This window comes from Wolbachia endosymbiont (group A) of Sturmia bella, from assembly GCF_964030905.1.
Taxonomy (GTDB): domain Bacteria; phylum Pseudomonadota; class Alphaproteobacteria; order Rickettsiales; family Anaplasmataceae; genus Wolbachia; species Wolbachia pipientis.
This window is the reverse complement of sequence record NZ_OZ034988.1, coordinates 601371-622666: the sequence shown is the minus strand read 5'-3', so window position 1 is coordinate 622666 and position 21296 is coordinate 601371. Positions and strand designations below refer to the sequence as shown.

Genomic DNA, 21296 nt, shown 5'->3' with positions numbered 1-21296 from the left:
TCAGTTCAGGTGAAAAGTGAGGTTTTAGTATCTTCTTTCTTTTAAGGAAAAATACTCTATTATAATTCTACTACATTTTACTCACCATGTCAACCACTTAGTTTTTATTCTGTTGATATATTTAAAATAAATTAAAAAAACTAATGTTTTCTTTCTGCTATATAATTCATAATGGTGTCTTTGATAGAAAACCCTCTACTATATATATACCGGGTTTCTTATGACTTTTTCTGAAAAAATTAAAAACTTTTTTCTTTGGAGGAGTTTGGCCTACCTATTAATGATAATCTTTTCAAGCCATCTGTAAAAATGAAAAGTTTCTGAAAACGGCAATTACTTTTTGGTTCATGAATAGAATTATTAAAGATGCTTTTTATTCAAATTTTAAAGGGCATTACAGGTGCTAAAGGGTACAGTTTAAAGTGGAATCACTTTAAAACGTAATTACAGGCTTTTTGCCTACCAATGAGACATAAAGTACGAAATATAAATCTTTATCTCTATTTTGAACTATTAGCGGTAGTTAGCTGGTTCTTTACATTAAATAACTCAGCTATATTATAGTGCATTTTTTATATTAACTAAATCTCTTAATTGATCGTTGTTAAATTCTGTAATCCAACTCTCGCCACTACTTATAGTTAGGTTTGCTAATTCCTTCTTGCTTTGAATCATCTCATCAATACGCTCTTCAAATGTACCTGTTGAAAGTAGCCTGTACACCATGACATTACGTTCTTGCCCGATACGATAGGCCCGATCTGTTGCTTGTGCTTCCACTGCTGGATTCCACCATAAATCGTAATGTATTACATGGTTTGCCGCTGTTAAATTAAGCCCTGTTCCACCAGCTTTTAAAGACACTATAAGAATGTTGGACTGGAATAAGTTTTGAAAGTCATTAATCATTGTATCACGTACTTTTCTAGAAAGTCCTCCATGTAAAAATGGCACTTCTGATTCAAACCTTTCTTCAAGTAGCCTAGCTATAATCTCACCCATTTCAGTGTATTGAGTAAATATCAATGATTTTTCTGCAACTTCACCAATACTAATCAATATTTCCTCAAGCATCTGCATTTTACCGGATTGTTCAATACTCGCACGCTTTTTCTTGCCAAACTGTGATGGATGGTTACAAATTTGCTTTAAAGCATTGATAAGTTTAAAGATTAGTCCCTTACGTTCAATCCCTTCACTTTTTTCTATCTTCTCCATAGTTGTATCAACAACCTTTTGATAAAGCGCTGTTTGCTCTGAAGTGAGGGAACAATAACGATTGTTCTCAATTTTATCTGGTAAATCCTGAATAATGCTTTTATCACTCTTAAGCCTACGTAACATAAAAGGGCTAGTGATTTTCATAAACCTTTCTAGACAAGTTTTATCTCTTGCTTTTTCAATCGGTGTTGCAAAGCTGCTTTTAAACTGCTTAGGAGTACCAAGATAAGATTTGTTGATAAAGTCAAAAATGCTCCAATACTCAAGCAACCTATTCTCAACAGGCGTACCACTCATAGCTATCTTATGTTTTGCTGCAATAGTTTTAATTGCCTTGGTTTGTTCGGTATTAGGATTTTTTATATTTTGTGCTTCATCAATCACGAGCAAAAACCAGCGAATTTTATTAAGTTCTTTTTTATCACGACGTGCAAGACCATAGGATGTTAGAGCTACATCATAATCACTTGCCAATTCTCGATTTTGTCCGTGATAGACGAAAAGCTTTAATTCTGGTGCAAAACGTTCCATCTCTCGTTGCCAATTACTTAATATGCTTGTGGGAGCTACTACCAAGACTCTGTCCCGATCCAAAAACCCTGTATTTTTGCAACACAGAATAGCTGCTATAACCTGTAATGTTTTACCAAGACCCATATCATCAGCAATTATGCTACCAAACCCGTTTTCTATGTTCTGTACAAGCCAACTAAATCCACGTTCTTGATATGGGCGTAGTTGTGCTATTAGATTATTTGGTGTAGTAACAGGTGTGTAAGTATTAAGTTTATTAAATAAGCTTGTAAGCTGCTGGTCAAATGCTACTTTAGTTTCATTTACTTCTCCTGTTAGAGCAGCTTGCATAAGCTCTGCTTGACTTAAATAATCAGGCAATTTATCAAGTTTTTTTAATAAAGCTTCTACCTCTTTGTCATCCAAAAGGACGTACTGATCGACTATTCGCACAAGCCCTCGGGAATCTTTTAGCAATTTTTTAAATTCTGTAACGCTTAGTTTTTTATCTCCTATTGCTACTTTCCAATCAAATTTCAATAAATTTTCCAGCGTTAAAAAGCTTTCGCGATCTTCTTTTATTTTATCTTTAGTAGACAAATTAAGACTTAATTGTGGTTTTAAGATTTTTTGTAAAGATTTCGGCAAAATAACTTTGATGCCTATTGCTCTTAGTACAGGCAAGATATGCAAAAATAATGGTGCAAAATTATCTAAATTAAATGATAATGTGCTATTATCGTCAATCGACTTTTCTAGTTCAGGTATATATTCAGACAAAAGTGCAAGATCAGATAAAATACTAAGCTTTACGTTTTGATTAGAGAGTGCTTTTTCCAGCTTGATGAATGACTTCTCATCATCCAGTGATAACTGTACCTCAAGTTCAAATTTTTCATGGTGATCTTTTATCATTAAATAGAGTTTGTAAGGTTTATCTGCTAAATAAAGACGTGAAAGCCAGAGATTAATTGCTTGCGGTATTTCCTTGTTGCTAAACTCAGTAAACTTGTATGATCTTCCAGTAAAGAATAATTCAAAGATGGATTTATCTCTATGCTTATCCAGTGATGCAGGAAAGTTATCTTCTATATACCCTAAAAGGATGAGAGAGATAGCAACATTTACTTGTTCCTCTGGTTCCATAACGATTTCTTGATATTTAATCAATAGAGGCGGACAAATAGATGATATCTTGCTATGAATTTCCTTAACTGACTCATTAAACAACGCCGGAATCCACCTAATTATTACTTCTCCTCTTTTGTTTTGTAATACTTGTGGTATTAGCGCTGACTTTTCCATTAGCATATGTGCAAACTGTGAAATCATATGCATGAAGCGAAGTTCAGGGTTAAGTTTGTGGAGTAACGAACTAGGAATATCATTTAAAAATCGTGCTACATCCCTCAATACATTTCCACTGAGCCTAAATAAATTAGTTGTACCATTGCTCACTTGAGTAAGGTAATGCTGATCATCAATGAATAGTTGAAATGTTTGCCAATTCTCAATATTTCCCCATCTTTTAATAAATAGCTCCTCTTCTGATAGTTCCTTCTTAGAAGCTGGATAGTACACTAATCTTCCTGCAGGATACTTTTGCCAATGCTTATAAGCTATCTGTAAGATATTATGAAAGTTTTTTTCAAAAAAAAGTGGATTATCTGTTAAAATACTACTGATACAATCAAAAAGGTTAGGAATAGTTGATAAATCAATATCATTTAAAATTGCTTGGTTATGTATTCTAATTTTAGAACATGCCTTAAATATATCATCTATCTTTAAAATGTTTTGAGCATTTTCTAATTTTCCATTCCCAAAATCATCGATAAGTGCTGACAAATTACAATTATGAATATTAAAAATCATGAAGGGGTTTTTATCAATTTCTGCAGCAATAAGATAAATTACAGCAGCAATGTGTTTACAAGGCATAGCCCAATCAGGACAACTACAACTTGCATTCATCTCCTGCCAATTTGAAGGAAATAATTTAATCCCAAGATCATTAAGCTTATCAAACAAGCTGGCTGATAATTGTCTATTTATCAATTTAGCTAATATAGCTGGTGAAGTTTCAATAATTTGACGAATGGTCTGTTGTTCTGATGAGCTTAATTCATTGAGTATAATTTTGACTTTATATGGTTGAGGTTTTGAACCACGATATGGGTAAGATCCTGAGCTATGAACTTTAGCTGTAACTATGTGACCATTAATTTTAATACCAAAAGCTCGACCAGTATTAGCACAAGTTCTGCCACGTGGAAGACGGTTATCATAATCTATTCCGTCAAAAGACTGGAGCCACTTCTTACCCCACCATGTTTTTCCATAAATAGTCATCTTGTAAAACTATATATTTTAACCTAGATAAGCTAGATGCTGATTCTATGGACGATTTTCTCTGAATATGCAAAACTCATCTTGAACTACTACAAAATGTTAATTATAACAACAGAGAGGGCAAAAGCAATAAACACTTATATCAAAGGAAAAATTGATTAAGGGAAAAGTGAAACTTTTTAAAGGTTGTTTAATACCTTTACACCTGTGATTGTAGCACTAATGTTGTGCGATAAATGTACAGTGAAAATGTCATCAGAAGTTACCCAATTATTGAGTAGTTTTTTTTACGGCGTCAAGACTCTTGCCAGCATAGAAAATATCAGTTCCTATATAAATATCCTTATGGGCTAAAAGAAACTTCTATTGGTTGATAGAAAACAGAAAAAAACTATTTAAAAAGTATACTCAACAATATAACAAGGAAGCATAAGTTAGGAAAAGTAGTAGGCCGTTGATAAGGATTTGCCTATTTTCTCGATCAACTAGCTTTTGTATAAGTACTGATGGGTCAATATAAATGAGTAGTTCTGGGAAGCTTACTTTATCGGCTAATCTATATTAGCGTCATAGAGGATTTATATATTTCAAGCATGTTAATTATTTTTTCTGGATCATTTAGGAAGCTATAGTAGACTTTACAACTCATTAATTATCACTTAACTTACCTCCTAGTAAGTTCTTGAGTTATGTATGGATAACACGTTGATAATATTAGCAGCAGGAAAGAGCAGTAGAATGAATTCACAGTACTCAAAAACACTACACCTAGTAGGAAATTTTACTCTTTTAGAGCATATAATTCACAATGCAAAACCGCTGAGTTTAAAAAGTCTATCAATTGTCATTAACAAGCCTTTTCTAAAGGAGTTAGAAAGATTTAGTACCTTAAAAGATATAATTGATAAATATAATATAAAATTGATAATTCAAGAAAATATTACAGGTACTGGCACTGCAGTTAAAATTGCTCTAGAAAATCTGGAGGAGTTATCTGAACAAGACATAGTTTTAATACAGTATGGAGACACTCCTTTTATATCTAGCGATACAGTTATGAAAATGACTGATTGTTTAAAGTATAATAATTTAGTTCTTCTTGGATTCAATAGTCAAGATGAACAATATGGAAGATTAGTAATTGATAATTACGGAAATGTTCAAAAAATCCTAAAAAATGGAGATAAAATGCTTCTTGCAAACTCTGGAATAATGGCTTTATATGCTAAAGATCTCTTTACCTTAGTAAAAGAAATAAAATTCAATAATTCGACCAATGAATATTGTCTTAATGATATAGTGCCGATTGCAGCAACCAATAACTTGAGTGTAGGTTATGTAGTTTCTGATGAAAGAGAAGCAATGGGAGTAAATAATAAGGAGGATTTGATTAAAGCCGAACACTATTTTCAAGAAAGAAAGCAGCCAACTTTTATTTCATAACTACATTTTTTTATTCATTAATTTAAGTTGACATTTGTTTTATACTGGTTTTATAATACCTTTTGATTCTTACTTGTAAGATAATTGGTACGACAAATTTTCCTAGTTGTAGTAGAGGGTATACATGGGGATATTAATAACAGGTGCTGCAGGTTTGATAGGGTCGACTTTGGTGAAAAAGTTAGAAAACCAAGGCCATGAAGTAATAAGCTGTGATATTAGGTTTCGCAACAATCCACTCAGTTTTTTTTCAGAAGATATAGCACCACTACTTGCTAAGTGTACAGGAATTATTCATCTGGCTGCAATTTCTCGAGTGGTACATGGTGAACTTTATCCTGCACTGTGTCAAAAAATTAATGTTGATGGTACAATGCAGTTTTTAGGGTTATGTAAGTCACTTCCAAATAAACCATGGTTTATATATGCAAGTAGTAGGGAAGTCTATGGAGAGCAGAAGAAACTGCCGGTTACAGAATCTGCTAGTATCGATCCAATAAATAATTATGCCAAAGGCAAAGCATTTATTGAGGAACAAATAACAAGTTTAAAAGATTTTAATGTAGCAATATTACGCTTTTCAAATGTATATGGTGGTTTACTAGATCATAACAGTAGAGTAATTCCTGCACTCTGTATTAATGCATTAAGAGGTGATCCAATTAAAATAGAAGGTAAAGAATGTGTTTTTGATTTTACCTATTTGGATGATGTTATAGAGGGTATATGCTTAACTGTTCAATATTTACAAAGCGAAAAATCTTCTCTTCCTGCTATTCATCTTACTACTAATAGCCCATGTACTTTAGAAAACTTAGCAAAAACAATATTAAAAGTCACGAAAAGTGATTCTAGAATTGATTTTTATCCTCCAAGAAATTTTGACGTAACTAAGTTCCATGGTGATTTTACTAGAGCTAAAGAGCTACTTGGTTGGTCTCCAAAGTATTCATTAGAAATAGGATTAAGTAAATTTATAAAAAGTCTGCAAAACAGTACAAAAGAATATCCTAACAATATAGATATGGTAATATATGAAAATATTAAAAGTTATTCATGGTTACCCTCCTTATTATAGTGCTGGTTCAGAGGTTTATAGCCAAACTCTTGCTCATGAACTAGCAAATAACAATGAGGTACAAGTATTTACTAGGTATGAAAATAGCTTTTTACCTGATTTTTATTACACTACAGTCCTAGATCGTAGTGATTCTCGAATCTTACTGCATTTAATTAATATACCCATAGCTAAATATCGTTACAAATTTATCAATGAAGAAGTAGATATACAATTTAAAAGAGTAATAGATAACTTTCAGCCAGATCTTATACATTTTGGTCATCTTAATCATCTATCAATTACTTTACCAGAAATTGCTTTTAAAGAAAATATACCTACAATTTTTACGCTACATGACTTTTGGTTAATGTGTCCAAGAGGAAGGTTTATTCAACGCAATTCTGAAGATTTGTTACGGCTCTGTGATGGACAAAAGGATCAAAAATGTGCAACCCAATGTTACAAAGGATATTTTACAGGAGATGAAGAATTCCTGAATTCAGACCTAAATTATTGGGAACAATGGGTTGCAACTAGAATGAAGCACACAAGGAAAATAATAGACTATATAGATTACTTTATTTCCCCATCGAAATTCTTGATGGATAAATTTATTCAGGATTTTAATGTTCCGATAAACAAAATTTCTTATCTTGATTATGGTTTTGATCTCAATCGTCTTAAGAATAGAAATAGAGCACAAGAAAAAGAGTTTATTTTCGGTTATATTGGTACTCATACTCCCGAAAAAGGTGTTGATCTATTATTGAAAGCTTTTTCTCATTTATCATCTAAAGTAAAACTTAGAATTTGGGGAGCAGCAAGAGAAGAAACTAAAGCTTTAAAAGCGATTGCCAATCAGTTTTCACCTGTTGTTAAAGAAAGAATAGAGTGGATGGGAAGTTATGATAATAAGAATATAGTTACTGACGTATTTAATAAAGTTGATGCAATAGTCGTTCCTTCAATTTGGGGTGAAAATTCACCGTTAGTAATACATGAAGCACAGCAACTTAGAATACCAGTTATAACAGCCGATTATGGTGGCATGGCAGAATATGTAAGAGATGGACTGTTGTTTAAGCACAGAGATGCAAGTAGTTTATCAGAAAAAATGCAAATCCTATCTACAGATCAGGAGTTATATAGTAAACTTACCCAAAAAGGCTATCCTTACACTAAAAATGGAAATATACCTTCTATAAGTGAGCATACTGAGAAACTTAACAAGATTTACCGTAATGCTATTGAAAAGAAAGGCAAATCAGTAGCTGTGAAACCAGGTCCTTGGAGAATTACTTTTGATACTAATCCAGATTACTGCAATTTTGCTTGTATAATGTGCGAATGTTTTTCACCATACAGCAAAGTTAAAGAAGAAAAGAAAGCTAAAGGAATAAAACCTAAGATACTGTCGATAGAAACTATCAGAAAAGTAATTAAGGAAGCAGCTGGCACACCTTTAAGGGAAATCATTCCTTCTACTATGGGTGAGCCTTTAATGTATAAAAGCTTTGATGAAATAATTAATTTGTGCCATGAGTTCGGCCTGAAGCTTAACCTCACGACCAATGGTTCTTTTCCTATTAAAGGAGCTAGAAAATGGGCTGAACTACTGGTACCAATTTTATCTGATGTTAAGATTTCCTGGAATGGGGCAACTAAAGAAACTCATGAAAGAATCATGAAAGGTTCAAAATGGGAAGTAGTGACAGAAAATTTAAAAACTTTCCTTGAAGTTAGAGATAAATACTTTAGCGATACAGGTGAAAGGTGTACCGTTACTTTACAATTAACATTTTTGGAAAGTAATTTACATGAACTCTATGACATAGTTAAGATGGCCATAAAAAATGGCATAGATAGAGTTAAAGGACATCATCTTTGGGCACATTTTGAGGAAATTAAGGATCTATCTATGAGAAGAGATGAGTTAGCAATTAGTAGATGGAATACAGAGGTGAGAAGGTTATATGAGCTTAGAGATAATATGCTATTACCAAATGGTAAAAAGATAAAATTAGAAAATTTTACAATTCTTTCTCAAGAAGGTATTAAGGATTTGGCTCCAGGTGGTCAATGCCCATTTTTAGGTAAAGAAGCATGGATAAACAATGAAGGAAAGTTTAGTCCTTGCTGTGCCCCAGATGAACTCCGTAAGACATTAGGAAATTTTGGTAATGTTAATGAGGTTAAACTCGAGGAAATATGGCAGAGTAGTGAGTACCTAAGCTTACAAAAGAATTATTTAAATTACAAATTATGCAAAACATGCAACATGAGAAAACCTTTGATCAATTAATCAAAGATAATCTTAGATCTATTAAAATTTCACCGTGTGAGAGGTTTCACGAGTTGCTAGGAAATCCTTTGTATGAAAATAGGTTTATAAAGGTTGGTAAATTTCATGAGCCCGGTCTTGCACCGGTTTATGATCAGACAGGTGCTTATCATATCAATGTAAGAGGAGAAGCAGTTTATCATAATAGATTTCTAAAAACTTTTGGATTCTACTTTAATAGAGCAGCCGTAGAAGATGATACAGGGTGTTACCATATTGATTCATCTGGATGTAGAGTATACAAACAGTCTTATCAATGGATTGGAAATTATCAGGAAGATGCTTGTGTAGTTAGAAGACATGATAAATGTTTTCATATTAATTTAAATGGCAACAGGATTTATCAGGAGGAGTATGATTATGTTGGAGATTTTAAGGATGGTATCGCTGTAGTCTATAAGGATGGTAAAGCTACACATATTAATCATCATGGAAAGTTAGTACATAATAAATGGTATAAAAAACTTAATGTTTTTCATAAAGGGTATTCTATTGCAGAAGATCAACATGGTTGGTTTCATATAGATATTAATGGTGATCCTGTTTACCAGCAGAGATTTAAAATGGTAGAAGCATTCTATAATGGGATGGCAAAAGTTGAAACTTTTGAAGGTGTGTTAGGACAAATCGATATTACCGGAAATGTAAAGTTTAGTATTTTTGATTTAGGTAAAGAATCTCAAGTGCATAGGATTTCTGCAGAACTTTCAGCCTTTTGGAAAACTTACCTCGCAAATGTTGCTATTGAACTTGATTTGTTAAATATCTTACCTGCAACTATGCCAGTTTTATCTCAAAAGTTAAATATTATCGTTCCAAATCTAGAAAGGCTGTTAAGGGCGTTGTGGGAAATAGGGTTTATTGATTACGATAAGGACGAGGACTTATGGAAACTATCATCAAAAGGTAAGTGTTTTAAGGAAATACCATTTTTGCCAAAAGCAGCAACAATGTGGGCAAGAGTTGCCGCTGAAAGGAATTGGTTAAAGATTGCCGATATACTAAAACAGAAGTCAATCTCTTCATTTGAATCTTTTAAGGAAAGAGAAGCATCAGAAGATAAGAAAATAGCGTTTTACCAAGCATTGCTAGGATATTCTAGATTTGATACTAAAGAGTTTAATTCTAGGATTAATATAGATGGTGCTAAGAATATATTGCTATTTGGTGTACACTCTTTATTTCTTGCTTATTCTGATATACACAATAAAGGTTCTATAGGCCTATATAACGAACATAAAGTGCCAAGACAGTTAGTAGAAAATTTAAAAGTCAAACTTATAACTCAGGAAAAACTATCAGCTACAAATTATGAATTAGGTGTCTTTTGCCGCTTTCTACAGCATTATGATGATGATAAAGTATTGTCTTATTTAAAATTGGTCAAAGGAATATCTCGTATTTTATTGATAGAAACTATTTTAGATTACCGCTCTCCAGCTGGAGGCTCTGTAGATATTAATGTAATGGTTGAAACAGGAGGTAAACTAAGAACATTAAGCGATTGGGAAAAAATATTAAAACAAGTAAAAGGATTCAAAATTTTTGCTGTTGTGCCTTTAACAGATTACTTATCAGTCATTGATGTCAGGTATTAATCATATGGAAATACTACAAAAAAATGGTTTTTTTATTATCAAAAATCTGGTTCCTTTAAAGCTAATAACTCAGTCTTTAAGTGATATAACAAATAAGATATCAGAGCTATCCCAAGAACTAAGTGTTTCAACTTCTGACTACTTAAACTGTACCGGTAGATGGGGCACGTCATCTCGAGTAACTAGAATTATCTCTCAAGCATTAGATAAAATTATTAAAAATTACCTTGAAAAGTCACTTCAGTGTCAGATACTGCAGAAAAAATCAAATGTTATATGTAAAACTGCTGATTTAATAGATGCAGTTCCCTTCCATCAAGACATCTCCTATAGTTTCAATGATCCTTACCACTTTTCCGTTTGGTTAGCTTTGAATAATGTAAGTGAAACTTCAGGTGCACTGCAAATTATAGAAAACAGTCATAAATGGGAAATACAGCCTTTAGTTGATTTTTGGTACCCATATTTTTTTGATCAGTACTCAAATAACCGAGAAAATTATAAAATTAAGTCACTACCTATTTCAGCAGGAGATGCGATAGTTTTTGATTCACGGTTATGGCATGGTAGTGATAAGAATACAGATGCTAAAGATAGATTTGCTTATGTAACAAGGTGGATTGTAAAAGATCAAGACCTTCCCTATGTGCCAAAACCTCAGCCTTCAGTTTTTGGTATACTCAATTGTGGTGAGTTAACAGAATCTATACTGAGAGAATGCTTGTCATTATTTGGCTACCAAGAAAGTATAAAAGCAAAAAACATGAAAGAACTTATTAAGAGCTGGTTAGCCTTTATTACAGACACAACTACAAATATTTCTGAGATCGACACTACTGAGGCTAAGCGAGATTTATATAAGCTACTTATTCTGAATCAAGCATCAGCACTACATGATGCTGGAGACATCTCAGGAAAAATATACAAAAATTTATGGTTTTCACTACTTGTATTTCTCAATAAAAAAGTCAACGTAGTGGAGCTAGCATTATAAATGAACAGAAGTAGAGTTGATAGCTTCAAATGTGTATTGATGTTCATCTTGAATATAGTATCTAAATTCAAACTTAATGTACTTATAATGTCTTTAGTTGCCCTGGTGGTAGCTGTTGATTTGTCTTTTAGAAAGTATTTAGTAAAAAATATTCTAGATACAGCTGTAAAATATCAGGAAGGTAATGTAATTGAGAATCTTTTATTACCTGTAAGCGCTTATCTTGGTATGGCATTACTTATCACTACTGCTTTTAGATTCTATGGCTATTTTGTTGACATTCGAATGTTTACCTTAATGCGTCAAAAGATAGCTGATATGTCTTTTTGTAGGCTACTCCAGCAAGACCATTCCTATTATCAGAACAATTTATCTGGAAGCTTAGTACATAAGGTCAGTAACTTAATGGATAGTGTGATAGAGTTAATAAGATTGCTTATAGATTGTTTTTTCGGTTACAGCATAGCATTAGTCTTAGCTATTTATACCTTATCATTAGTAAACATAAAATTTGCAATCGCCACATTCACTTGGGTAAGCATTTTTATTTTAGTATCGATTTTCAGCTTTCGTGTACTTACTGAACTAGCTGATAATTACTCTAAACAAAACTCACAAGTAATAGCTAGTATAGCAGATAGTATTTTAAATGTTATATCAGTAAGGTTATTTTCTCAGCAAGCACATGAGAGACACAAATTTTTTCAAATATGCAAGAAAAGAACTATTGCAGAGAGAAAATTACAATGGGCATACTTTTGTCTTTGGTTTATATATGGATATTCATTCGATATACTTCAAGCAGTAAACTTGTATTTTTTAATTCATGATTATCAATTGAACAAGGTTGCAATAGGAGATATTGCTCTTGTACTTGGAATTAATATATCGATTATAGAGTTTCTTAACCATCTAACTAGGAATCTTACCCAATTTTCTACTCATTTCGGCAAAGTTTCAGATGCATTGCCAATCTTGACTACCGTACCAGAAATTCAAGATAAGGAAAATGCTAAAGAATTAAATTTATTAAGTGGAAGAATAACGTTTAATAATGTTTCTTTTTCTTATGAAGGTCAGGAGCCATTATTTCAAGATTTCTCAGTGACCATTAATCCTTGCGAAAAGGTAGGTCTAGTTGGTTATTCTGGAGGTGGTAAATCTACTTTTATAAACTTAATTCTAAGGCTATTTGATGTTAAAAAAGGTAATATACAGATTGATAATCAAATAGTATCAGAAGTTACACAGAGTTCTTTGAGGCAACAAATATCTGTAATACCTCAAGACCCATTGTTATTTCATGATACTATTTTAGCAAACATCATATATGGTAAACTTCAATCTACTATCGAAGAAATAATGAGAGCTGCAAAGCTGGCTGGTATTCACGATTTCATTATGACTCTACCAGATCAATATGGAACTATAGTCGGAGAAAAAGGTATCAAGCTATCTGGAGGAGAAAGACAAAGAATAATAATAGCAAGGGCATTTTTAAAAAACGCTCCAATATTATTTCTTGATGAACCAACTAGTCAATTAGATTCTATAACAGAAAAAACAATTCAAATGAGTTTATTTAAACTGATGCAAAATAAAACTACGATTACTATAGCACACCGTATTTCTACACTTTTACACATGGACCGAATTCTAGTATTTAACAAAGGAAAAATTGTCCAAGATGGTAAACACGCTGAACTAGTTTCTAAGCACGGTCTTTATAAAGAACTTTGGAATGCTCAAATTGGTTGTTTGAATGGCAAGAAATAAGATGGAAAAAATTATTGATCTGAGAAGTGACACTACAACTCTGCAGAGCTTCAACGTTATACATGCAATAAGTAATGCAACTGTTGGAGATTTTGCTTATGGTGAAGACAAAAGCTGTAATGACTTATCAGAATATTGCAAACAACTATTCAAAGTAGAAGAAGCATTATTTGTAACCAGCGGTATGCTTGCAAATAGATTAGCCATTGCCAGTCAAACAAGTCCTGGTGATGAACTCATAACTCATTATAATTATCACGTTAATTTTTTCGATAGCGCAGGCAATGCAAAAGTAAATAATATCGTATTTAATTGCATTAGAAATAATAGCGGAATCTTAGATGTTGATGAAGTAGAATATGCTATTAATTCTAAGCCGAGGTATAAAATTTTTGCTCAGGTGAGTCTTGTTTCTATAGAAAATAGTATAAATGGGTTTAATGGTAAAATTTATCCTTTTGAAAAACAAGTTGAGTTATATAACTTTTTAAAAGCTCACAATGTAAATCTTCATTTAGACGGTGCAAGAATATTTAATGCTCATATCGAAACGAATATTGCTTTAGCAGATTATGCTAAATACGTGGATACAATGAGCTTTTCTTTTACTAAAGGACTTGGAGCTCCTTTTGGTTCAATGCTTATGGGTAAAAGAGAGATAATTGAAAGGGCTAAAAAGCTACAGGTTTGGCTAGGTAGTGGTTATCATCAGATAGGGTATTGTGCTAATGCAGCAAAATACGTACTACAGAATAATATCTCTAGGCTTAAAGAAGATAATAAGCTCGCTAAATTACTTGCAGATAAGATTAAAGAAATTCCACACATAAAACTGGTACTACCTTATCCAGAAACTAATATAGTAAGCTTTAGTATAAAAACACTAAATGTAACTAATGAGGTTTTCTTGAGTAAGTGCCAAGCTTATGGTTTATTGCTTTTTCCTTGGCTCGAGTCTCATATAAGAGCAGTTACCCATCTTGGCACAAAGGAAACAGACATCATGAAAGCTGCTGAAATTATAAAGGAGGTTGTGTTAAATTTAATATGAGAGTAAAAATAGATTTCTTTAGCGATTCAAACACTGACCCTTCAGCTAAAATGAGGGAAGCGATGGCTAAAGCAAAAGTTGGAAACGAAGCTGCATGTGAAGATCCAACTGTGAACGAATTAGTGGCAACCGCATGTAAAATATTAGGTAAACCTGCAGGAATCTTTTTGATTTCAGGAACGATGTCCAATGTAATTGCTTATAAAGTACACATTCAAAGACCTGGTGATTACTTGCTGCTTGATGAAACTTCACATCCACTCATAGTACAATCTGGCTTGATCGCAGCCCAGGCACATGCTACTCCTTTGCCCATCAAAGGTACGAGAGGAATATTTACTGGAGAACAAATTGTTGAGTTTATTACTCGTCCTAGTTTAAGAAATATTCCGAGAGTTGGGCTTGTTTCTATCGAACAAACGACAAATTTTGGTGGTGGAGCTGTGTGGCCTTTAGAATATATTCAAGAGATCTCAAGTCTCTGCAAAGAGAATGACGTATTCACTCATTTAGATGGAGCAAGACTGTTCAACGCTTGTGCTCATACTAAAATATCTCCAAAAGAGTATGCAAGTTATTTTGATTCGGTATTCATTGATTTTAGTAAAGGATTAGGTGCTCCAATGGGCGCAATATTGCTTGGAAGTGAAGAGTTTATTGAAAAAGCTTGGTACTATAAGTTTCAAATTGGCGGAGGTATGCACCAAGCTGGCATTATTTCAGCTGCATGTTTATATGCTCTACGTAATAATGTAAATTCTTTAGAAGAAGATCATAAAAAAATGCAGCACCTTATAGAAGGCCTAGACTCCATAGATCAAGTTATAATTGATATCGACCTGTATAAAACTAATATAGCGTATTTTTCATTACGTACTAATTGTATATCTACTCAAGAATTAATAAACGTACTAATGACAAATTATGGAATTAGAATGACTAACATCAAAGGTAAAATCAGAGCTATAACACATAGAGATATAAGCTATGAAGATATTAATACTACTGTATCTGCTATAAGAAAGATACTAAGTAATTTTCTCCACTAATTGTTTGCAAACTTCTTGTCAAACAATATTATACCAATATAGTATTATGCTAGCATCTGCATAGAGCTATTTGGGAATAGGTGTGAACTTTGTCTTCTTTCAATATTTACTATTCTTCTGTGGATATATGCTGCTTTATTTATCAAGACAAAGTATACCAATTGCTCTACCACTGTTAATAGATACTGACCATGTAAAATTAAGCTATTTTTTTGCCTGCTTTTCTTTTTTTTATGGAGTATCAAAATTCGTTAATGGAATAATCATGGACTCCAAAAATAATCCATTATTTATGTTTGGGCTATGCAATATTGCAACTGGATTATTAACCATTGGTATAACTTTATCATATAATAATCTAACTTTATTACTGTTAACATTAATATTATTAGCTTGGACACAAGGGTTAGGTTGGCCAGCTATTACCAAGTTTATGGTTACAAACTCTAGCATCTCTTCAATTGCATCATCATGGGGAGTTATGAGCGCATCTCAGCAACTTGGTTCTTGTATTACTTTAATTGTATTACCAAGTATAATTAAAATATATAATGCAAAAAGTGCATTTTTGTACTCTGGTTTCTTATGCTTACTTTTTGGAATTTATACAATATTAAAAGCATATTACAAAGAAAGTGCCAACTTTACTACCTATTATAAGGTGCAGAAATCTCAAATAGGTATCAAGGTAACAAGTTCCATATGGTTTCTATGTTGTGCTACTTTTTGTGCTTATATTATAAAAATGGGAATCTTCTTTTGGTTTCCTATAATTTTAAAGAATAAATTACAAATTTCTCTTGTACAATCCTCACTAATAACAGGCGTATATGATTTAGGTGGAATCCTTGGAACTTTAATAACAGGAAGAATTAGTGATATGTACTTCTTTCAAAATAGAAGCTTGCTGGCATCACTTTATATGTTGGGTATAGCACTCACTTTTATTGCAATGAACTTTGGTCAAAACATAATTCTTATGAACCTTTGTGCAATCTTATCAGGATTCTTTATATTTGGAGTGCAAGTACTGACAGGTGTTATAGCTGTAGAAATTGCTCCACAAAATAATGTATGTGCAATTGTAAGCTTAACAGGATTATTTGGGTATATTGCAAGTTCAATATTTTCATGCGTGCTCTTAGGAGTACTTGTTAAGCACTGTGGTAACAGTATTATGTTTTCATTTTTTTCCATTTGCTCTGTTGTTGCACTCGTTTGCTTTTCCATACTATCAAGCAAAGATCTAAAAAAACTAAGTAAAGCGGTGTAAAAAAAATTTCTCAACAGTTAAACTTTGTAGATAGATTTTTTACCCAAGGAATAAACATGGTAACCATATCTTAGTAATAGCTCGCTATCTAATAAATTACGGAAATCAAAAACATTAGGTGCAGCCATAATACTCTTTAAACTTGCAAAATCTTGATTTTTAAATTCTTTCCACTCCGTTAACAATAACAAGGCTTCCGCGTCCCTTGCAGCCCCTATAGCATTGTCCGCGTATTCTATATCCTTTAGAACTTGCCTAGCATTATCTATCCCCATTGGGTCATATGCAGTAATTTTAGCCTTGTTATTCACTAACAATTGTGCAATATCTATAGCTGGGCTATTTCTTACATCATCAGTACCAGACTTAAAAGTTAGCCCCCATATTGCTATTTTTTTATTTTGGACTCCATTTAATACATATTCTACCTTTTTAGCAATGTTTGTTATATGATTATAGTTAGATTCCTTAACTGAATTTAAAATTTGTAGCTTGACATTGTGATCTTCAGCAAGCCTTATTAAAGCTGACAAATCTTTAGGAAAACATGATCCTCCAAATCCTGGACCAGCTTTGAGAAATTCCTTACCTATTCTATGGTCCATTCCCATACTGTTAGCTAAAAGGTCAATGTCTGCTCCTAATAGCTCACATAAACCTGCCATCTCATTGATAAAAGCAACCTTTGTTGCTAGAAAAGCATTAGAAGCATATTTAATCATTTCAGCAGTAACTGTATCAGTGACTATTAACGGAATATTCTTATCTATAAATGATCTATATATAACTTCTAGTTTTGCTCTAGCTAGCTTAGTTTTTACTCCTATTATTATCCTATCTGGGTATAAAAAATCTGATACTGCAGAGCCTTGCTTGAGAAACTCTGGATTAACTCCCAAATCAAAGTTATAGCCCTTATTAGATAAATAATTATGTATATTTTCTCCAGTACCAGGAGGAACAGTTGACTTTATCACTATTAAGCAATCTTGATTAACTCTCTCAGAAACTTCACTTACTGCATTATATACATTCTTTAAATTTGCATTTCCTAGAGAGTCTGATGGAGTATCTACAGTTATAAATACTACTTCTGTATTGGGATTTATTTGAAAATACGAATCGAAAAATCTTATCCTTTGTGACTTTATATTATTCTCTAAATAATCTGCTAATCCAGGTTCATATAAGGGAATTTTCCCTGATTTCAAAAGTTCAATCTTCTCAGTATTTATGTCAATGCAATCAACTTTATGGCCCTGCTCAGATAACATTGTACCAGATACTAAGCCTACATACCCTACTCCTATAATAGTTATGTGCATTTTATTATCACCTTAAAAATATAGCTTAGCATCTAAAATAAATACCATTAACAATTATAAACTTTTGTTGTTACATTATTTTTCTTAATTGCCTTACCCTCCGAATAAGCTATAAATAAGGTTGATGGTATTAATATCAAAGTACCATATAAAGCACTTTTATCAGGTAATTCATTAAATATAACGTATGTTACTATTGCAGAAATTATTAGCTCTATGTATCTATACGGTGCAAGTGCAGTAGCATCAGTAAGAGCAAAAGCTTTTAACATGGAGAACAGAATTAGGTTTGAACTTATTCCTAAAATCAGCAGTAATACTAACTCCAACAAGGAAGGCATATGCCAATAAAATAACAAAGGTGGAGTAGCAAAAATAGTTGTCGTTAGAGCTGAATAAAATAACATACTTATTACTGACTCTTTTATTACAAGTTTCTTATTAAGTATATCTAATATAGCAAAGATCAATGCAGATACAATAAAAATAAGAATTTTAGGATTAAAATCTTCACTATGAGCTTTGGTAGTAATAGCAATACCAACAAAGCCAATAACAGTTACTATCCATCTTTGCCAAATTATATTTTCGTTTAGCAAAGGGATTGCAAGAAGTATAACAAATAATGGTATAGAAAAACTTATAATCGTTGCAGTTACTATGGGGAAAACAGTCAACCCGTAAGTCCATAAGGTCATTCCACAAAACAACAACCCACCCCTGGTTATTTGAGTAGATATTTGACTTGTTTTAAAAGTTTCTATTCCATAGTAAAGCATAAAAGGTACAAGGGTAATAGTGGTAAACAGAAAGCGGAAAAAAATTACTTCAAAACTCTGAAGATGTAAACTTAGATATTTTGATATAGTATCATTAGCTACACTACTAAGTAAGCTAAGTATAAACCAGGTAACTCCAAGCAAATAAGCTCTTAATCTGTGATCCATAAAACTCCCAATTTAATATTTTATGAGATAACTTTACTATAAAAAAGATCAATACTAGACAAGTTTTCCTCTATCTACTGTTTAACCATATTCATAAATATTTAGTAGAAATGATTTGAGAAGTATTATATAAAGTGCAGCTTTATTGTATAATTTTAATAAACAGAAATGCTAACTGATTTTTTTGTAATATATGATAATACTTGCGAATACTATCACATTATCAGGAAAAGTAATCGGGAGTACTGACGGCTGTGGCAATTTTACCAACTAGCTTCTCTGCTAGCATTAGCAATATGTGTTTTCAGTGTTAGCTGTGAAGACGTTAAAGAAAGTTATCAAACAAGCAAATTAGCAGCAAAACTTTACGAAAATGCTTCAGTTGAGTCAGCTAAACAAATTTTCAGAATAGATGTATTAAATACGTAACCATCTTTACTTATATCTTAATATAATGTTTCTCAGTACCGTCTTTAACACAATTCAATTTTCACACTCATCAGCAGTTAGGCCACTTGCTCGCACAATAATATCAATTGCAACACCTGCCTTTGCTAGATTTTTCGCAACCCTGATTTTCTCTGCTTTTTTAACTTTTTCCTTGCCGCTTTTCATATCTTCAGATAGAGATTTGACTAACGCATCTAATGATTCCGGTTCTCTGTACTCGTTTATTAAACTCAATAGCTTTTTACTTTCTCTCGTTTCAGGTAGCAAGACTTTAATATTTACTGATAATGCTCCTGCTATTTCATATAATTTATCAAATAGTATGGTAGTATAACCTCTTTCATATTCATGTATTTCCTTGAGTGTTACGCCAACTTTATCCGCTAAATCTTTTTGAGTATACCTTCTTATTAACCTCCATTCTCTTATTCTTTGCCCTATTCTGTAATATATAGAATCAGTGCAGATTTCTCTCTCTGTATTATCATACTCGTAAATAGATAAGCCGGTTGCCTGGGAAATTATGTCAACTGAAACTCCTTCTTTCACTAGATTTTTTGCTATTTCCAACCTTGCCTCTTCTTGATTAATTTTTTCGCTAATATGAACAAACCTGACTAATGAAGGTACTATTTTGCCTAACTTTTGATTCTCATATATTTTCGTTAGATAGAGTATTTCCTCGTCTTCATAGCTGTCTTCCCTTACTATTACTGGTTCGGGTAATAAATCTATAGCATTAACTGACAATACTCTTGCTATTACATATAGTACTTCAATTGGAATAGGAATATACCCATTTTCATAGCTGTTTACTTCTTGGTATGTTAAACCTATTTCACTTGCCAATTCTACTTGAGTATGCCCTCGCATTAACCTGCTATCTTCTATTTTTTGTCCTATTTTGTAGCTTATAGAACTAATATCGCTTACAGAAACAAACATATATACCTTACTTAGAAATAAATTTTCATGCAATTTGATCAACGGATAAACCGATTATTTGCAAAATAATATCAATAGAAATTCCCCCTTTTACTAAATCCTTTGCAACTTTAATCCTTTCTATCTCTCTCACTTTCTCCTCACAAATCCGTATCCCTTCAAACAAAGACTTTATTAGTGCATGCCGTAGTTCTTGGCTCTCAATTTCTTTGTATTCTTTAATCAAATCAGGTAGCTCATTTTTCACTTTACTCCCTTCCTCTATTAGTAGATCCGTAATATTAATCGATAATGCTTCTGCCATTTCATATAATTTATCAAGTGGAACAGCAGTCCTTCCTTGCTCATAGTTGCTTATTTCGTCACGTGTTGTACTCATTTTTTCTACTAAATCTTTTTGAGTATACTCTCTCACTAGCCTCCATTCTTTTATCTTCTTTCCTATTTGGCAGTAAATAGAACCTCCTTTTTCTTCAACGCATTCATCAGCAGAGAGGCCAATTGTTTTTGCAACAATATCAACAGAAACTCCTGCTTTAACCAAACCTTTTGCAATCTTTATTTTCTCTGCTTTTTTACTACTTTTTTCACTAACTTGGACAAAATTGGTTAGTAAACAAAACATCTTACGTAACTCCTGGTCATTAATCTTTTTATATTCTCTTACTAGATTTAAGATTTCTTCTCCCTCATCTTCAAGACAGCTTTTTGATATAGGAATTAGATCCGTAATACTGATTGATAGTGCCTCAGTTATAGCATATAACCTTTCAATTGAAATTCTACGATTCCCTTTTTCATATTGAAGTATTACCCAGTACTTTACACCAAGTTTCTCTGCTAAATCTTTCTGAGTATACCCTCTCTCTAACCTCCAACTTTTTAATTTTTCTCCCACTTTATAATCTAGACTTTTTTCCACAAAAAGAACCATACATATAATATTTTATACTATAGC

General features: G+C 32.4%; 14 protein-coding genes. 9 read left to right on the top strand and 5 right to left on the bottom strand.

Annotation, left to right across the window (positions count from 1 at the left end):
- Positions 1–558 precede the first annotated feature (558 nt).
- On the bottom strand, positions 559–4086 hold the full coding sequence (locus ACQH3L_RS02945; protein ID WP_425384971.1) for an SNF2-related protein: 3528 nt from the start codon (positions 4084–4086) through the stop codon (positions 559–561).
- A gap of 693 nt (positions 4087–4779) precedes the next feature.
- Here ACQH3L_RS02945 and ACQH3L_RS02940 point away from each other — a divergent pair.
- From ACQH3L_RS02940 to ACQH3L_RS02900, 9 genes are all read left to right on the top strand, one after another.
- Positions 4780–5529, top strand: coding sequence for an NTP transferase domain-containing protein (locus ACQH3L_RS02940; RefSeq protein WP_425384970.1), 750 nt, complete (start codon positions 4780–4782; stop codon positions 5527–5529).
- Between the two features lie 124 nt (positions 5530–5653).
- Positions 5654–6607, top strand: a complete 954-nt coding sequence (locus ACQH3L_RS02935; protein WP_425384721.1) for an NAD-dependent epimerase/dehydratase family protein — start codon at positions 5654–5656, stop codon at positions 6605–6607.
- The gene (locus tag ACQH3L_RS02930) at positions 6564–8891 is read left to right on the top strand and encodes a glycosyltransferase (RefSeq protein ID WP_425384720.1); all 2328 of its coding nucleotides are present in this window, start codon (positions 6564–6566) and stop codon (positions 8889–8891) included. Before ACQH3L_RS02935 ends, ACQH3L_RS02930 begins: the two co-directional genes overlap by 44 nt.
- Entirely contained in the window at positions 8852–10528 is a 1677-nt protein-coding gene (locus ACQH3L_RS02925) for a WG repeat-containing protein (protein ID WP_425384719.1), read from the top strand. The genes ACQH3L_RS02930 and ACQH3L_RS02925 overlap by 40 nt, the downstream gene beginning before the upstream one ends.
- 4 nt (positions 10529–10532) lie before the next feature.
- On the top strand, positions 10533–11522 hold the full coding sequence (locus ACQH3L_RS02920; RefSeq protein WP_395461744.1) for a phytanoyl-CoA dioxygenase family protein: 990 nt from the start codon (positions 10533–10535) through the stop codon (positions 11520–11522).
- Positions 11523–13298, top strand: a complete 1776-nt coding sequence (locus ACQH3L_RS02915) for an ABC transporter ATP-binding protein (RefSeq protein ID WP_425384718.1) — start codon at positions 11523–11525, stop codon at positions 13296–13298.
- 1 nt (position 13299) lies between these two features.
- Positions 13300–14349, top strand: coding sequence for a threonine aldolase family protein (locus tag ACQH3L_RS02910; protein WP_425385009.1), 1050 nt, complete (start codon positions 13300–13302; stop codon positions 14347–14349).
- On the top strand, positions 14346–15398 hold the full coding sequence (locus tag ACQH3L_RS02905; protein ID WP_425384717.1) for a threonine aldolase family protein: 1053 nt from the start codon (positions 14346–14348) through the stop codon (positions 15396–15398). Before ACQH3L_RS02910 ends, ACQH3L_RS02905 begins: the two co-directional genes overlap by 4 nt.
- A gap of 127 nt (positions 15399–15525) precedes the next feature.
- Positions 15526–16671 carry an MFS transporter gene (locus ACQH3L_RS02900; protein WP_425384716.1) on the top strand — a complete coding sequence of 382 codons (1146 nt, stop codon included), beginning with the start codon at positions 15526–15528 and terminating at the stop codon, positions 16669–16671.
- A gap of 17 nt (positions 16672–16688) precedes the next feature.
- Here ACQH3L_RS02900 and ACQH3L_RS02895 read toward each other — a convergent pair whose 3' ends face one another.
- The 4 genes from ACQH3L_RS02895 to wmk (ACQH3L_RS02880) all read right to left on the bottom strand — a co-directional run bounded on the left by ACQH3L_RS02895 (position 16689) and on the right by wmk (ACQH3L_RS02880) (position 21272).
- The gene (locus tag ACQH3L_RS02895) at positions 16689–17996 is read right to left on the bottom strand and encodes a UDP-glucose dehydrogenase family protein (RefSeq protein WP_425384715.1); all 1308 of its coding nucleotides are present in this window, start codon (positions 17994–17996) and stop codon (positions 16689–16691) included.
- A 47-nt stretch (positions 17997–18043) separates the two neighbouring features.
- Positions 18044–18943: a DMT family transporter gene (locus tag ACQH3L_RS02890; RefSeq protein WP_425384969.1), complete on the bottom strand. Its 900-nt coding sequence runs from the start codon at positions 18941–18943 to the stop codon at positions 18044–18046.
- A 483-nt stretch (positions 18944–19426) separates the two neighbouring features.
- Positions 19427–20338, bottom strand: coding sequence for a WO male-killing family protein Wmk (wmk, locus tag ACQH3L_RS02885; RefSeq protein WP_010962716.1), 912 nt, complete (start codon positions 20336–20338; stop codon positions 19427–19429).
- Positions 20339–20363: 25 nt separating this feature from the next.
- Positions 20364–21272, bottom strand: coding sequence for a WO male-killing family protein Wmk (wmk, locus tag ACQH3L_RS02880; RefSeq protein ID WP_006280075.1), 909 nt, complete (start codon positions 21270–21272; stop codon positions 20364–20366).
- Positions 21273–21296: the final 24 nt, after the last annotated feature.

Coding starts and splice junctions, on each gene's coding strand:
- ACQH3L_RS02935 (WP_425384721.1), top strand. CDS start 5,654: ATGGGGATATTAATAACAGGTGCTGCAGGTTTGATAGGGTCGACTTTG.
- wmk (WP_010962716.1), bottom strand. CDS start 20,338: ATGTTTGTTTCTGTAAGCGATATTAGTTCTATAAGCTACAAAATAGGA.
- ACQH3L_RS02895 (WP_425384715.1), bottom strand. CDS start 17,996: ATGCACATAACTATTATAGGAGTAGGGTATGTAGGCTTAGTATCTGGT.
- ACQH3L_RS02930 (WP_425384720.1), top strand. CDS start 6,564: ATGAAAATATTAAAAGTTATTCATGGTTACCCTCCTTATTATAGTGCT.
- ACQH3L_RS02920 (WP_395461744.1), top strand. CDS start 10,533: ATGGAAATACTACAAAAAAATGGTTTTTTTATTATCAAAAATCTGGTT.
- ACQH3L_RS02890 (WP_425384969.1), bottom strand. CDS start 18,943: ATGGATCACAGATTAAGAGCTTATTTGCTTGGAGTTACCTGGTTTATA.
- ACQH3L_RS02915 (WP_425384718.1), top strand. CDS start 11,523: ATGAACAGAAGTAGAGTTGATAGCTTCAAATGTGTATTGATGTTCATC.
- ACQH3L_RS02945 (WP_425384971.1), bottom strand. CDS start 4,086: ATGACTATTTATGGAAAAACATGGTGGGGTAAGAAGTGGCTCCAGTCT.
- ACQH3L_RS02925 (WP_425384719.1), top strand. CDS start 8,852: ATGCAAAACATGCAACATGAGAAAACCTTTGATCAATTAATCAAAGAT.
- wmk (WP_006280075.1), bottom strand. CDS start 21,272: ATGGTTCTTTTTGTGGAAAAAAGTCTAGATTATAAAGTGGGAGAAAAA.
- ACQH3L_RS02900 (WP_425384716.1), top strand. CDS start 15,526: ATGCTGCTTTATTTATCAAGACAAAGTATACCAATTGCTCTACCACTG.
- ACQH3L_RS02910 (WP_425385009.1), top strand. CDS start 13,300: ATGGAAAAAATTATTGATCTGAGAAGTGACACTACAACTCTGCAGAGC.
- ACQH3L_RS02905 (WP_425384717.1), top strand. CDS start 14,346: ATGAGAGTAAAAATAGATTTCTTTAGCGATTCAAACACTGACCCTTCA.
- ACQH3L_RS02940 (WP_425384970.1), top strand. CDS start 4,780: ATGGATAACACGTTGATAATATTAGCAGCAGGAAAGAGCAGTAGAATG.